This window comes from Pseudomonas sp. S5F11 (genome assembly GCF_019641515.1).
GTDB classification, from domain to species: Bacteria; Pseudomonadota; Gammaproteobacteria; order Pseudomonadales; family Pseudomonadaceae; genus Aquipseudomonas; species Aquipseudomonas rhodesiae.
In genome coordinates this window covers 334,894-349,498 of the sequence record NZ_JAIFJZ010000001.1, presented here as the reverse complement: position 1 = coordinate 349,498, position 14,605 = coordinate 334,894, and the positions used below count along the sequence as shown (strand labels likewise).

The window sequence follows — 14,605 nt, the reverse complement described above, 5'->3', positions numbered from 1 at the left end:
CGCCTGGCGTTCTGCTCAATTCACCCAATTGCACGATTTGCCTGAAATCAGTCATTTGCGGACCTACCCCAGCCCTCGTCTGCTTATTAAAGTGCCGCTTTTGATCAAGGCTCGGATGGACTGATGAATCTGTGGTTTCGCTTGCTGTATATGCTGTGCCGTCGCCCGTGGCGCACACCTGCCCATGGCCTGGCCACCACGGTGGTGCGGATGCGCGTCTGGCCTCTGGACCTGGACATCAACCGGCATGTCACCAATGGTCGTTATTTCACCCTGGCGGACGTAGCGCGCATGGACTTCGTGCTACGCACCGGCGCCTTTCGCGTCGCCCTGCGGCATAAGGCATTGCCGATCGTGGGCGATACCTGGGGCAAATTCCGTCGCGAATTGAAACTGTTCGAAGCGTTCGAAGTGCACACCCGCATGCTCGGCTGGGACCATAAGTGGAGCCTGATGGAACATCGTTTCGTCAGTCGCGGCCGCGTGGTTGGGGTGGTGGTAATGCGTGGGCTATTCCGCTCGGCCAAAGGCACCTTGCCGCCGAGTGAGTTTGTTCGGGAACTGGGGCTGGAAGAAGCTTCGCCACCGATGCCGCAGTGGCTGCAGGACTGGGCACACAGCTGCGACGAGATGAGCGCGCAACTGCGTACTGAAGAGCAAATCGCCTAGGCATATTTTCGTGACAGGAACGCCGTCAAACCTGTGGGAGGGGGCTTGCCCCCGATGGGGCCTGCTCAGTCGATACCTGCGCTGCTGACCCACTGCTATCGGGGGCAAGCCCCCTCCCACCTTGGTTACCGCTGGTCTTTGGATGGATGTAAAACCGGGCGACCGAGCCGGGGGCCACTGTGCTCAAGTCAACGCCGTCAAACCTGTGGGAGGGGCTTGCCCCCGATGGGGCCTGCTCAGTCGATACCTGTGTTGCTGACCCACTGTTGTCGGGGGCAAGCCCCCTCCCACCCTGGTTACCGCTGGCCTTTGGATGGGTGTAAAACCTGGCGACCGAGCCGGGGACCACTGTGCTCAAGTCAACGCCGTCAAACCTGTGGGAGGGGCTTGCCTCCGATGGGGCCTGCTCAGTCGATACCTGTGTTGCTGACCCACTGTTGTCGGGGGCAAGCCCCCTCCCACCTTGGTTACCGCTGGCCTTTGGATGGGTGTAAACCCTGACGACCGAGCCGGGGACCACTGTGCTCAAGTCAACGCCGTCAAACCTGTGGGAGGGGGCTTGCCCCCGATGGGGCCTGCTCAGTCGATACCTGGGTTGCTGACCCACCGCCATCGGGGCCAAGCCCCCTCCCACCCTGGTTACCACTGGCCTTTGGATGGATGTAAAACCGGGCGACCGAGCCGGGGGCCACTGTGCTCAAGTCAACGCCTGTCAAACCTGTGGGAGGGGGCTTGCCCCCGATGGGGCCTGCTCAGTCGATACCTGGGTTGCTGACCCACCGCCATCGGGGGCAAGCCCCCTCCCACCTTGGGTTACTGCTGGTCTTAGGACTGGCGCAAGGCCCGGTCGGTCATTTGATGCGGTAGTGAAAGGTATTGCGCACCGCCGGCACGGCCACGGCCTTGCCATCAACGATCCTCGGCTGGTAGCGGAAGGTGTTGGCAGCCGCCAACGATGGGCGGATAAACAACGGGTGGCAGCCGTCCAGTACTTTGGGGTTTTCCACGCGGCCCTGGGGGTTGACGGTGTATTCCACCGAGCAGTCGCCTTCGATGTTTTTGTCCAGGGCCCGTTCGGGGTATTCCGGGGCTTCCTTGCTCAATGGCATGTATTGGCGGCTGTCGAACGCCGGAGCCGAAGCAGGTACGGCGGCGCGGGCTGTTTCGGCGGCCTGGCGTTGTTGGGCCTGGCGTTGCTGTTCCTGTTCACGCTCGCGCTGTTCGCTGGCCAGGCGCTGCTGTTGTTGCTGCTCTGCTTTCTTTTCTTCGACACGCTTGCGCGCCAAGGCGGCTTTTTCGAGCTTTTGTGCCTGCACACGAGGATCGACTGCGGGTTTGACCGGCGTTGGCAGTACCACCGGTTCCGGCGCTGGCGGCGTCACCGCAACCGGTTCGGGGGCCGGTACTGGGACCGGCGCCGGGGGCAGCATCACCAGTTGGGTGTGCATCACGCTTGGGGCCTCGGGCGTGGGCGGTTGTGGCGCCCAGCCCAGCATCAACAGCGCCAGCACGATCACATGCAAGGCCACCGCCAAACCGGCGGCCAGGCTATTGCGCCAGAAGCCCGAAGGCGCCGCGGGGGCCATCGGCAAGGTGGGACTGTGCATGATCATCGCCGTCATTGCGGGGCCTCGGTCACCAGCCCCAGGTTGCTGACACCGCCCTTTTGCAACACCGCCATGGCAGCCACCACGAGGCCATACCCGGCATTGTCATCGGCGCGGATATACACCTGGGTGTCACTGCGCGCCGCCACCACCTGCGCGACCTTGGCGCCCATTTCTTCCAGGCTCACCGCGCTGTCGGTCTGGTGCTGGGTGTCCAGTTCCTCGCCGAGGTTCCAGTAGTAACCGCCGTCGGCCTGCACCGACAAGGTGAGGATTTGCTGGCGGGTGTCGGTGGCCAGCGCCTCGGCGGCAACCTTGGGCAGTTCGATCTTCACGCCCTGGGTCAGCATCGGCGCGGTGACCATAAAGATCACCAGCAGCACTAGCATCACGTCGATATACGGCACCACGTTCATTTCGGCCTTGGGCCCGTGCTTGCGTTGTGGCCTGACTAACATGGGAGTACTCCTGCTCAGGCGGCCGCGGCCAGGTTGATCGGCGTACCGCGCAGGGTGCGATGCAACCGCACTTGCAGCTCGTTGCCAAAGGCGTAATAGCGGGTGAGCAAGGTCTGGCTGCGCGCCGAAAAGCGGTTATACGCAATCACCGCCGGTATCGCCGCAAACAGGCCGATGGCCGTGGCGATCAACGCTTCGGCGATCCCCGGCGCCACCGTGGACAATGTGGCCTGTTGCACCTGGGACAAGCCGAGGAACGAATTCATGATGCCCCACACGGTGCCGAACAAACCGATATACGGGCTCACCGAACCCACGGTGGCAAGGAACTGCAAACCTTTTTCCAGCTCGATTTCCTGCGCGGTGATCGCCACCTGCAAGGCCCGCTCCACCCCTTCGAGCACCGCCGGATCATGGCTATGCAGGTGCTGGTATTCCTGGACCCCGGCGATGAAGATCGGCGCCACTCCACCCTCGCCCGCCTGCAGGGTGTCGCGGTACAGCCCGTGCAAATCCGGCGCCGCACGAAAGCGTTGCACAAAGCCGTTCAACTGCCGCTCCAGACGCCGCAGCACCGTGCCGCGCTGAATAATCAGGTACCAGCTGCACAACGAGGCCAGCAGCAAAGTGACCATCACCGCCTTGACCAACAGGCTGGCGTCGCTGATCAAGCCCCAGATCGTCATATGTTCCATCGTCGCGTGCATGGTGAATGTCCTCTATCCGTTTAACGTGCAGTGATTAAAAAGTCATGACAGCTCAAGGCAACTTCAACGTGCGGGTCACATCGGCCCAGGGCACGAACTTGAAGTTCTGGGTTTGCTCAGGCATGCGTTTGCGCCCGTCCTGCACTACCAGCAGGCCTTGGTTCCACGGCCCGCCGAGGTTGACGGCGGTGACTTCCAGGCCATCGGTTTCCGATGCGCCGTCGATACCGGCAGCGGCGTTCAGGCCGACCCGGAAGGCACCGCGACTGGCGAACGGCGGCTCGGCATCCAGCACCAGGTAGCTGTCATTGCCCTGGCTGGAGATCACCAGGTAGTCATGCTGCGCACTCTGGTACAGCGCCAGGCCCTCGACGTCCGCGTGCAATTGTTCGCCGACCTTGATCACGCTGGTTAGCGTCGCCGGTTGATCGGCACGGGCATCCACCGCCCACACGCCCACGTCTTCTTCGCCGATAAACAAGCGCTGGCGCTGGTCGTCGGCGACGCAGCCTTCAGGCTGGCTGTCGACCTTGAACTGGCGCACGAGCTCACCCTGCACGCGCCCGTCCGGGGCGCTGAGGCGGTATTGCAGGAAGGTGCCGTCCTTGCCGTTGGCGATCGCATAAATGTCGCCGCCGGCGGGCTGGAACAGGCACATGCCGTAGATCTCCTTGAGCGGCGTCGGCACTTCACCAGCCTCGCGCAACTCGCCGGTCTGCCGGTCGATGCTGAACAGGCTCAGGCTGTTGCGATCGCGATTGCTTGCCACGGCCAGGTCCACCGTCTGCTGGCCAAGCTTGAAACGCGGGCGCACGTCGACGTTGTTCAAGCGCCCCACCGCCAGCTCTTGCAGCAGCTTGCCATCAAGGTCGTAGGCCAGCAGGCCCTGTTTTTTGTTGGTGCCGAGCACGCGGCTCTGCCCAGGGTGCTCTGGGTGAACCCAGATCGCCGGGTCATCCGCCGCGTCGCCCTGACGCCCCACCGGCTCGCTCTGGCGCAGCGCGGCGACCTCCGGCAGCACCGGCGCGACCGGCACGGGTTTGGCCTGCCAGTCGAGGGTACCTTGGTACAGTTGGCCGCTGTCGTCGTCGCGTACCAGCAATTGCCGACCGTTGATTGCCAGTTGCTCCGGCTCCTTGAGGCCGGGCAGACCCAGGCTCGGTTGCTCTACCCAGCGCGCGCCGGAGGACTGAAACAGGTGCAACTGCGCGGTTTTCGGGTCCAGGGCGACCATCCCCCCCGGTACCAGCGCCATGGCCCCGGCTTCACGCTTGGAATCATCGAACAGCGCCACCGGCGTGCGTTTCACCGCGGCTTCGGGATGCGCCGGGTAGGCCCACCAGCCGACGTTTTCTTCGTTCACCACCAGTTGCTGCGTGGCGTCGTCCACCTGGCAGAACTGCGCCGACGGCGGCAACGGCACCCCACGCACACGGCGGGCTTCAGCGAGCAGCGTCGAGCCATTGCCTACCAGCCATTGCTCGCCCTTGCCCTCCTCCCCGACCAGGAACACAAACAGGTTGGCCGCCGCGTCGCGGTACAGGCACAGACCGTTTACCGGAAAGTCGCGGGGCGGCAGGTACAGCGGCTGGCCCCAGGTTTTAGCGGCGGTATCGAGGTTGATCAGCAGTGCCTGCTGGCGGTCGTTGTCGAGGCTGGCGACCACTGCGTGGGGGCCAGTGGCGCGTGTATCGAGGCTGCTGAAGTGACCGTTGAAACGCGCCAGTTCGGCGCCCTTGCTGTCGAGCAATTGCAGACCGTCACGCGGGCTGGCGGTGAGGCGCGTCTGACCGTCGGGCAGGATGGCCACGGCTTCGGCCCTCAGGCTGGGGCCCCAGGGCGTCAGGGCCAGATCGGCGGCGAAGACGGGGCCGCTGGTGGCCAGGGCGATCAGCAGGTACAGCTTGGAAATTCTCATGAACGAACAAATCCTTCGGAAAAATGCAGAACGCTGTGGGCTTGGGGGGCTTCAGTGGGTCAGCTACTGATGCGTCAATTGCCAGGCCCTCATCGGGGGCAAGCCCCCTCCCACATTGGAATTGAGTGAGTTAGAAATGCGTGAAGGTCAGGCCCACTTTGTAGGTGGGGCCGTACTCTTCGTACTGGCCGTTGTAGCTGCGGTGGCCGGTGTAGACGAAGTACGACTCATCGGTAAGGTTCTGGGCCTCGAAGCTGACTTGCAGGTTCTTGCTCAGTGAATAGCGCGCGCTGAAGTCGACGAAAGTCTGCGCGTCCACATGCAGGTCATGGGCCTTGTCGTTGATCGACGCCAGCTCATACAGGTAGGCCGATTTGTAGTTGGCCGACAGGCGCAGGCTGAGCTTGTCGTCTTCCCAACCAAGCATCAGGTTGCCGACGGTGTCCGACTGGCTGGGCAGGCTGATGTTGCGCTTGCGGTGAGTGCCACTGGCAGCGTCGAAGCCTTCGATGTCCGCGCTGGAGCGGCTGAATGTGCTGTTGGCGCCCACCAGCAGGCCATTCCACGGCGCCGGCAGCCAATCGAATTTCTGCGAGTAAGCCAGCTCCAGGCCATACAGCTTGGCGCTGTCGCCATTGGCGTAGGTGTGGGCCTCGGCGAAGTTGGTCCAGGCCCCGGTACCGGCCAGGTCGGTGTTGTAGACGAAATTCTGGATGTCCTTGTAGAACACAAACGCCGAGACGGTGCCGGCACGCCCCATGAAGTGCTCGATGCCCAGGTCCAGATTGCTCGATTCCAACGGCTTGAGGTCCGGGTTGCCGAAGGTGGCCTCGTCATCGTCGATCACAAAACCCGGCGCCAGTTGGCCGAAGGTCGGGCGCACCACGGATTTGGTCCAGGCCGCACGCACCTGGGTGTTCTTGTCGATCTGATAGCGCGCGTGCAGGCCCGGCAGCCAATGGTGGTAGCGGCGCCGGGTGTCGGTGGCGGTGAACTGACCGTCGGTGGCGCCGGTGCCCTTGGCTTCGAACTCGGTGCCTTCGTAGCGCAGGCCGGCGATAAAGCGCCAGTCGTCGATATCGATCGTGTTCATCAGGTAACCGGCGTTAATGTCTTCACGCATGGTGAAGTCGTTGACCCGGGATTCGGTCTCGTCATAGAAGTCCGCACGGTTGAGGCCGCCGATCAACTGCTTGATGCCGCTGGCGCTGATGCCAGGGCCGTAGTTGCCCAGGCGATAGTCGACATTGCCCTTCTGGAATTGCGTCAGGCTGAGCTGCTGGTCGGTAAAGCCCAGGCTGTCGAAATCCTTGTAGACCCAGGCTTCCAGGTCGTTGTCCTTGTTGCGCCGGCTGACCTTGCCGCCGAATTTGACCTGGGACGCATAGCCGCTCAGGTCGTAGTCGCGGGCCAGGTCCAGGCGCAGGTTTTTCTCAGTGTCTTTGGTGTTCTGTTTTTCCCAGTCGACTTTGTCGAGGGTGAAGTTGGCCGGGTCGTAGAAGGCGCTGCCGATGATCGGGCGCGGTTTGTCTTTGTCATAGAAACCGCTGTTGGCGAAGTCACCGCCGTCGAAGGTGGCGCCGGCAATATGCGCGGGGCTGTCTTCGCTGGACTGGCTGTAACCGGCCTGGCCACTGAGGGTCCACTGGCCGAGCATGCGTTCGCCGCCGAACACGTAGGACTGAATTTCCTGGGTCTCTTCGCGGTTCTTCAGCTTGCGCTTGCCCTCGGCCTCGCCCAACTGGCCGGGTGCCTGCGGGTCGGCGAATTCCAGGCTGGTGGAGTTGCGGGTCTCGGTGTCCGTGTAGCGGCTGTACAGGGTGCGCAGGTAGTAGCTGCTCAGGTCATCGGGTTTGTAGTCGAAGTTCAGGCCACCGCCGGCGCGTTCGCGGCTGATGTCGTAGTCGCGCTGTTCGAACTCGTTGAGCCTGGCACCGTCGGTGAAGTCCCAGGCGCCGCCGGTCTCGACGTTGTCCGAGCCGAAGTCGCGCTTCTGCCAGCTCAGCGCCGCGGCCACGCCGAAGTTGTCGATACCATCGCCGAGGCTGAAGCGGTTACTGGCGGCCCCGGAGAATTTGGGGCTGGTCTGGCGAGTGTTCTTGTCGTAGCTGGCTTCGCTGCTGCCGGTGTAGAACAGGCCTTTGTGATCGAAGGCCGACAGGCTTTGCACATCGACGGTGCCGCCCAGGGAGTTGGCGTCCATGTCCGGGGTGAGGGTCTTTATCACCGACAGCGACTGCACCAGCTCCGACGGCAACACGTCCAGGGCCACGGCGCGGCGGGCGCTCTCAGGGGCGGGCACCAGGGTGCCGTTGATGGTCACGCTGTTGAGGTCCGGGCCCAGGCCGCGCACGCTGACGAAACGCCCTTCGCCCTGGTCGCGCTCCACGCTGATGCCCGGCAGACGTTGCGCCGCTTCGGCGACGTTCTCATCCGGCAACTGCGCCACGCCGTCGGCATGCACCACGCTCTTGATGCTGTCGGCACTGCGCTGCTCCTTGAGCGCCTGGCTGATCGCGGCGGCCTGGCCGACCACGTCGACATGCTCGGTGGTGGCCGCGTCGGCCGCATAGAGCCGCTCGCTGGCTATCGCCAGGGCCAAGGCGGTAAGCGTGAAGCTGACGAGCCCGGTGCGCTTGTACATGCAATCCTCCCCAAGAATCCGTTCGACGCCAGGCAAAAGGCCCGGCAACTGGGAGGGCACGCTAGGGGTGGGGGATGACGGTTCTGTGACAGCGATCGGCGTAAAGCCCTGTAAACCGCGGCTTTCAGCCATGTGCTGAGATGAAATGAGCTGATATGACCTGCAAATCTCCCCTGTGGGAGGGGGCTTGCCCCCGATGGCTGTCTAGCAGCCAACAGATATGCCAGCTATCCCACCGCCATGAAGGGCATAGGTATCTACATAGCAGGAGAAAATGAGGTTGTTGTGGTGAGCAGGCTTGCCTGCGCTGGGCTGCGAAGCGGCCCCCATTCCACGCGATGTGGTTTTAGCTGATACACCGAGGCGCCTGGGTTTGGGGCCGCTTCGCAGCCCAGCGCGGGGCAAGCCCGCTCACCACAACAAGCCCACTTTTTGTGGCGCGGCGTGTTTGAGGTGAGCTGATTCGACCTGTCCCCGCTGTCATCCAACCGTCACATCCATCTGCTGTGCTGGCGCCCTTCGCTTCTTTGCCCAAGGACTCGCGGCTATGTTCTCCGTGCTCAAACCCCACCGCTGGAAACTCGCCCTGCTGCTGATTGCCGCCAATCTGGGGCTGATCCTGCACCTGGCCTGTGGCGAGCTCAAAAGCGTCAGCGAATGGGAGTGGCTGGATATCGTCGGCGAAGGCGGTTCGGCACTGCTGGCGCTGGTGTGGCTGGGGCTGGTGCTCAAGAGCCGCCCCGCCGGGCGCGTGACCAACTATCTGGTGCTGGGCCTGGCGTGCATCTTTTTTTCCTGGTGGATCGACAGCCTGGATGAATTTATCCGCTTGCCCGACAGCATCACCTGGGACCACTGGCTGGAGTCCGGCCCGATGCCGGTGGGCATGATCCTGCTGACCCTCGGCATCTACCACTGGCACCGCGAGCAACTGGCGATCAGCGCGCAAATGGAGAAACGCGAGCGGGTGTTCCGCGAACATCGCTTGTTCGACAAGCTCACACCCCTGGGCGGTGCCGACTACCTCAAGCGGCAATTGGCCGAGAGCCTTCAGGACAGCCGCGAGCAGGCCCAACCGCTGTCGCTGCTGGCCCTGGATCTGGACAACTTCGCCGCCATCAACCAGGCCTATGGGCATGCCGAAGGCGATGCGGTGCTGCAAGCCCTCAGCCAGTTGCTGTTGCTCAACCTGCGCCGCCAGGACTTGCTGTGCCGCCTGGCCGGCGACCGCTTTGTGGTGCTGCTGCCCAATACCGGCGAGCGCCAGGCCAAAGACATCGCTCTGGAATTGCAGCAAGCGGTGCGTGGCCTGGCCCACAAGACCCGGCAACAAGGCGAGCGCCTGCAATTGGCGGCCTCCACAGCGGTGGTGATGGCTCTGGACGAACCGCCCCACGACCTGCTCAAACGCCTCAACCTGGCGTTGGCCAAGGCCAAGCAGCCCTTGGCGAAAAGTGCCTGACATGGCCATCAACACCCGCTGGTATGAAAGCGACTGCCGCTTTATCCCTGGGCACTATCAACCCGCCACGCTGATCGACCTGGCACTGTCGCGGGGCATCGACAGCCATCGCTTGCTGCGCGGCACCGGGTTGTTCCACGAGGACATCCTGGCCGGCAACGCGCGCCTGAGCCCGCAGCAGTTTCTGGGTTTGATCGGTAACAGCCGCAAGTTGCTCGACGCCGACGACAGCAGCTTTCTGTTCGGCCAACGCCTATTGCCCGGCTACTACGGCGCCGCGAGCCATGCCCTGGGCCATGCGCAAAACCTGCACCAGGCGCTGGAGGTGCTGATCCAGTTGCAGGTGTTGCTCAGCCCATTGGTGGCGCTGCATCTGGAGTTGGACGAGCACCACGCCTACCTGTATTGGCAGGACAGTTGCGGGGCCGGCGAGCACTGGCGCTTCCTGCTCGAAGCCAGCATGACTTCGCTGGTTGCCATGAGCCAATGGCTCAGCGGCGAGCGCCTGCCCTGGGCGTGCAGCTTCAGCCATGCCGAGCCGCGTTATGTCGAGCAGTACTGGGTAAACCTGGGGGAAAACACGCGCTTTTCACGCCCCCTGGACATGCTGTGCATCCCCCGCCAATACCTGACACGTGCCTGGCCCGGCGCCTCGGCCACTGCCGCTCAAGTCGCGCGTCAACAGGCCCATGCACAGATCGACCAGCTCGGCTTTGCCGACAGTTTTCTCGACTGCCTCTACGATTACCTGCGCGATCAGGTGCGCCAGCCGCCCAACCTGGAACAGGCGGCGCAGGCGTTCGCCATGAGCCCGGCGACCCTCAAGCGCAAACTGCACAAACACGACACCGGTTTCCAGGAACAGGTCGACCGCGTGCGCAAGCAGGTGGCGTTGCACCTGTATCAGGTCAAGGGTTATAGCAACGATGAGGTGGCGGCCTACCTGAACTTCAACGACGCAGCCAACTTCCGCCGCGCCTTCAAGCGCTGGACCGGCAGCACACCGAACCTGATCCGTCAGTTGTTCAACAGCCGCTAGCCAGGCGCTCGCGCAAAAACTCCACCAGCGCCTGCACTGGCCGTGAGCTTTGGCGGTGCTGGGGATACACCGCCGACAAGGTCAGCGCCTCGGGGGCGAACTCATCGAGCACCGTGACCAGCCGCCCGTCCTGCAAGGCATCGCCGACGATAAAGGTGGGCAGGTAGGTGACGCCCAGCCCGGCAATCGCGGTGTCGCGCAGCAAGTCGCCGTTATTCACGCGCATGCGCCCGCTGACGTTCAGCGCCTGCACCTTGCCCTTGAAGCGCCATTGCACCTGGCGGCCGTGGCCGTACGGCAGGCAGTCGTGGTCGGTCAGGTCCTCGGGTTTCTGCGGCGTGCCGCGCAACGCCAGGTAGTCGGGGCTGGCGCAGTAGACCCGCGCGATGCTGGCGATGCGGCGCGCGATCAACGTGGAATCTTCCAGGGTGCCGATGCGCAGCACCAGGTCGTAGCCCTCGCCGATCAGGTCCACGGGGCGGTCGCTGAGGTCGACCTCCACCGTCACCTGCGGATAGCGTTGCAGAAATAACGGCAACAGACAGCCCAGGTGGGCGATGGCAAACGACAGCGGCGCACTGAGGCGGATGGTGCCGCGCGGCTCGCTGTTCTGCCCGGCAATGCCCTGCTCCACCTGCTCGACTTCACCGAGCAGACGCAACGCGGATTCGTAATAACTCTGCCCCAAAGGCGTGACATCCAACCGACGCGTGGAGCGATTGAGCAAGCGCACGCCCAGGCGGTCTTCCAGTTGGATCAAGCGGCGGCTGACGAACTGCTTGGACAGTCCCAGCTGTTCGGCGGCAGCGGTGAAACTGCCGGACTCCATGACCTGGCAGAACAGGCGCATGTCTTCGAAGGGGTTCATTGTCGCTTCTCGGTGGACATTTGCAGGGCTTTATAACCGGATGATCGCAACACCACAAATCAAATGTGGGAGGGGGCAAGCCCCCCTCCCACATCGTTGACCTACAGGCGTGAGAACCGGTTACTTGGCGGTGAACGCCGAGTAGCTGTTCATCAGGTTGCGGTAGTTGGGGATACGCGGCGACAGCAGGTTGGCCAGGCCTTCCATGTCGTTGCGCCAGTCCACTTGCAGCTCGCAGGCCACGGCGAACCAGTTGACCAGTTGCGCACCGGCGGCGGTCATGCGTGCCCACGCGGCTTGTTGCACGGTTTCGTTGAAGGTGCCGGACGCGTCGGTGACCACGAACACCTCAAAGCCTTCGGCAAGGGCGCACAGGGTCGGGAACGCTACGCACACGTCCGTCACCACACCGGCAATGATGATCTGCTTGCGGCCGGTGGCCTTGACCGCTTTGACGAAGTCTTCGTTATCCCAGGCGTTGATCTGGCCAGGCCGAGCGATGTATGGCGCGTCCGGGAACATGGCCTTGAGTTCCGGCACCAACGGGCCGTTAGGGCCGCTTTCGAAGCTGGTGGTGAGGATGGTCGGCAAGTTGAAGAATTTGGCGACATCGGCCAGGGCCAGCACGTTGTTCTTGAACTCGTTGGGGGAGAAATCCTGTACCAGGGAAATCAGGCCGGTCTGGTGATCCACCAACAGCACCACTGCGTCATCTTTGTTCAAGCGCTTGTACGTCATGGGGTTAACTCCTTGGGTTGGGATTAAAAGGCAAAGCACGAGCAGCCGAACGCGCCCCAGAAACCCTGGAAGTCGCTGACCGGCACGCTGGAAAGGCGCGCTTTTTCATGGCTGTGGGCATGCACGCCGCACGGGCCGCTGCATTGGTGAACCTGGGCCTGCAACGGTGAGCTGGGGCGCCAGTGCCCTGGCACCTTGACCACCGGCGACCAGTCCGGCAGCACCGGTACGCGCGGCGGTGCGTAGTCTTCGAAGTCGCCGGCGCCGTACACCACTTTGCCGCCGACCACGGTCAGCACCGATTCGATCCACTTGATGGCCTCTTCATCGACGCTGAAAAAATCCGCCGACAGCGCGGCGACGTCCGCCAATTGGCCGACTTTGATCTGGCCCTTCTTGCCCTGCTCCGAAGAAAACCAGGCGCTGCCATGGGTGAACAATTCCAGCGCGGTAAGGCGCGGCAGGCCCTCGGCATGCAGTTCCAGACCGCCGACAGTGCGGCCGCTGACCATCCAGTACAACGAGGTCCAGGGGTTGTAGCTCGATACGCGGGTGGCGTCGGTGCCGGCGCCGACCGGCACGCCTTCGGCCAGCATGCGCTTGATCGGCGGCGTGGCTTCGGCCGCTTTGGCGCCGTAGCGCTCGACGAAATATTCGCCTTGGAACGCCATGCGGTCTTGGATCGCAATACCACCGCCCAGGGCGCGTACGCGTTCGATGTTTTTCGGGGTGATGGTTTCGGCGTGGTCGAAGAACCACGGCAGGCCATTGAACGGAATATCCCGATTGACCTTCTCGAACACGTCGAGCATGCGCGAGATCGATTCGTCGTAGGTGGCATGCAAGCGGAACGGCCAGCGCTGCTCCACCAGGTGACGCACCACCGGTTCCAGTTCCTGCTCCATGGTCAGCGGCAGGTCGGGGCGCGGTTCGAGGAAGTCTTCGAAGTCGGCGGCGGAGAACACCAGCATTTCACCGGCACCGTTGTGGCGCAGGTAGTCGTCGCCCTGGTGCAGGGTGACGCTGCCGGTCCAGTTCTTGAAGTCGCTGAGTTCTTCCTTGGGCTTTTGGGTGAACAGGTTGTAGGCGATGCGCACCGTCAGCTGTTGGTCCTTGGCCAGTTGCTCGATCACTGCGTAGTCATCGGGATAGTTCTGGAAACCGCCGCCGGCATCGATGGCGCTGGTCAGGCCCAGGCGATTGAGTTCGCGCATGAACTGGCGAGTCGAATTGACCTGGTATTCCAACGGCAGTTTCGGGCCTTTGGCCAGGGTCGAATACAGGATCATCGCATTGGGCCGCGCCACCAGCATGCCGGTGGGGTTGCCATTGCTGTCGCGCACGATCTCGCCACCCGGCGGGTTCGGCGTGTCCTTGGTGTAGCCGGCCACGCGCAGAGCCGCACGGTTGAGCAAGGCGCGGTCGTACAGGTGCAACACGAACACCGGGGTATCCGGCGCAGCCTGGTTGAGTTCCTCCAGGGTCGGCATGCGCTTTTCGGCGAACTGGAATTCGTTCCAGCCACCGACCACACGCACCCACTGCGGTGTCGGGGTGCGGTCGGCCTGTTCCTTGAGCATGCGCAAGGCATCGGCCAGGGACGGCACGCCTTCCCAGCGCAGTTCGAGGTTGTAGTTCAGGCCGCCACGAATCAGGTGCAGGTGCGAGTCGTTGAGACCCGGGATGACCGTGCGGCCCTTGAGGTCGATAACCTGGGTCGCGCTGCCGCGCAGGGCCATCGCTTCAGCGTCGGTGCCGACGGCAACGAAGCGGCCCTGGTGGATGGCGACGGCGGTCGCACGCGGGTTTTCACGGTCCACGGTGTGGAACTGGCCATTGAACAGGATCAGATCGGCGTTCATAGGGTTTCCTTTACAGAGGCTTCAAGCCAGGGAGCGAACAGGCGCGTGGCGGCCGGCATCATCACGTAGACCACCAGCACCACGATGGTCACGGTGACCAGGAACGTGGACACCACGTAGTTAGAGAGCAAGGGATGCAGGCGCAGCAGCGGGCCCCAGATAATCGGCACCAGCAGGGTCAGCGGCAGGATCACGCAAAGCGACACCACCGCCTGTTTCCAGCGCGGCGGCGGCGCGCTGCCGTCGGCCAGGGGGGTGAACCAGAATTCGTTGACGGCGCCGATTTCGGTCTGGTCGCCATCGGCGAGCATCGGCGCGGCTTCGTCGATCAGGGCCTTGCGTTGGGGCGATTCGAGCCAGTGTTGCAGGTCGTCGGTGGAGCGGTAGCGCAGCACGCAGGTAAACAGCGCCAGGCCGTCCTGCTTGCCGCGCACCACGTCGACGCCCAGGTGCCCGGGCCGTTCGCCGGCAATGCGCACGATGCGCCGCAGCCAGGCTTCGTAGTCGGCCTCAAGGCCGGATTTGATGCGGTGTTTGACCACCAGGGTGACGACTTCGTCGGCCCCTGTCTTGGCGGCTGGATCCATGGCGTGCCCCTCTGCTTCCCACTATCAGCGATGAGGGAAGTGTGCC

The 14,605-nt window shown here is 63.4% G+C and carries 12 protein-coding genes; 3 read left to right on the top strand and 9 right to left on the bottom strand.

What is annotated here, in order from left to right:
- The first annotated feature begins 123 nt into the window (after nucleotides 1-123).
- Complete coding sequence (locus K1567_RS01665) at nucleotides 124-669, top strand: acyl-CoA thioesterase (protein ID WP_034098377.1); 546 nt, start codon at nucleotides 124-126, stop codon at nucleotides 667-669.
- An 851-nt stretch (nucleotides 670-1,520) separates the two neighbouring features.
- Here the strand turns inward: K1567_RS01665 and K1567_RS01660 are convergent.
- The 5 genes from K1567_RS01660 to K1567_RS01640 form a co-directional block, all read right to left on the bottom strand.
- On the bottom strand, nucleotides 1,521-2,291 hold the full coding sequence (locus K1567_RS01660) for an energy transducer TonB (protein ID WP_034098380.1): 771 nt from the start codon (nucleotides 2,289-2,291) through the stop codon (nucleotides 1,521-1,523).
- Nucleotides 2,288-2,734 (bottom strand): protein TolR, encoded by a 447-nt coding sequence (tolR, locus tag K1567_RS01655; protein ID WP_047881811.1) that lies wholly within the window; start codon nucleotides 2,732-2,734, stop codon nucleotides 2,288-2,290. Before tolR ends, K1567_RS01660 begins: the two co-directional genes overlap by 4 nt.
- Nucleotides 2,735-2,748: 14 nt before the next feature.
- Entirely contained in the window at nucleotides 2,749-3,441 is a 693-nt protein-coding gene (tolQ, locus tag K1567_RS01650) for a protein TolQ (protein ID WP_034098384.1), read from the bottom strand.
- A gap of 52 nt (nucleotides 3,442-3,493) precedes the next feature.
- Nucleotides 3,494-5,359 (bottom strand): phytase, encoded by a 1,866-nt coding sequence (locus K1567_RS01645; protein WP_169868710.1) that lies wholly within the window; start codon nucleotides 5,357-5,359, stop codon nucleotides 3,494-3,496.
- 130 nt (nucleotides 5,360-5,489) lie between these two features.
- Complete coding sequence (locus K1567_RS01640) at nucleotides 5,490-8,003, bottom strand: TonB-dependent receptor (RefSeq protein ID WP_220698034.1); 2,514 nt, start codon at nucleotides 8,001-8,003, stop codon at nucleotides 5,490-5,492.
- Between the two features lie 547 nt (nucleotides 8,004-8,550).
- Between K1567_RS01640 and K1567_RS01635 the strand changes: the two genes are divergently transcribed.
- Together K1567_RS01635 and K1567_RS01630 are read left to right on the top strand one after the other, a co-directional pair.
- Nucleotides 8,551-9,465, top strand: coding sequence for a GGDEF domain-containing protein (locus tag K1567_RS01635; RefSeq protein WP_034098390.1), 915 nt, complete (start codon nucleotides 8,551-8,553; stop codon nucleotides 9,463-9,465).
- A 1-nt stretch (nucleotide 9,466) separates the two neighbouring features.
- Entirely contained in the window at nucleotides 9,467-10,504 is a 1,038-nt protein-coding gene (locus tag K1567_RS01630) for an AraC family transcriptional regulator (RefSeq protein WP_040268585.1), read from the top strand.
- On the opposite strand, the gene K1567_RS01625 is transcribed toward K1567_RS01630, so the two are convergent.
- The 4 genes from K1567_RS01625 to K1567_RS01610 form a co-directional block, all read right to left on the bottom strand.
- The gene (locus K1567_RS01625; protein WP_034098394.1) at nucleotides 10,491-11,372 is read right to left on the bottom strand and encodes a LysR family transcriptional regulator; all 882 of its coding nucleotides are present in this window, start codon (nucleotides 11,370-11,372) and stop codon (nucleotides 10,491-10,493) included. The genes K1567_RS01630 and K1567_RS01625 overlap by 14 nt on opposite strands.
- A 120-nt stretch (nucleotides 11,373-11,492) precedes the next feature.
- On the bottom strand, nucleotides 11,493-12,110 hold the full coding sequence (gene ycaC, locus K1567_RS01620) for an isochorismate family cysteine hydrolase YcaC (protein WP_034098396.1): 618 nt from the start codon (nucleotides 12,108-12,110) through the stop codon (nucleotides 11,493-11,495).
- Between the two features lie 23 nt (nucleotides 12,111-12,133).
- Nucleotides 12,134-13,972 carry an amidohydrolase gene (locus K1567_RS01615; RefSeq protein ID WP_220698033.1) on the bottom strand — a complete coding sequence of 613 codons (1,839 nt, stop codon included), beginning with the start codon at nucleotides 13,970-13,972 and terminating at the stop codon, nucleotides 12,134-12,136.
- Complete coding sequence (locus K1567_RS01610) at nucleotides 13,969-14,559, bottom strand: antibiotic biosynthesis monooxygenase (protein ID WP_034098399.1); 591 nt, start codon at nucleotides 14,557-14,559, stop codon at nucleotides 13,969-13,971. The genes K1567_RS01615 and K1567_RS01610 overlap by 4 nt, the downstream gene beginning before the upstream one ends.
- Nucleotides 14,560-14,605 lie beyond the last annotated feature (46 nt).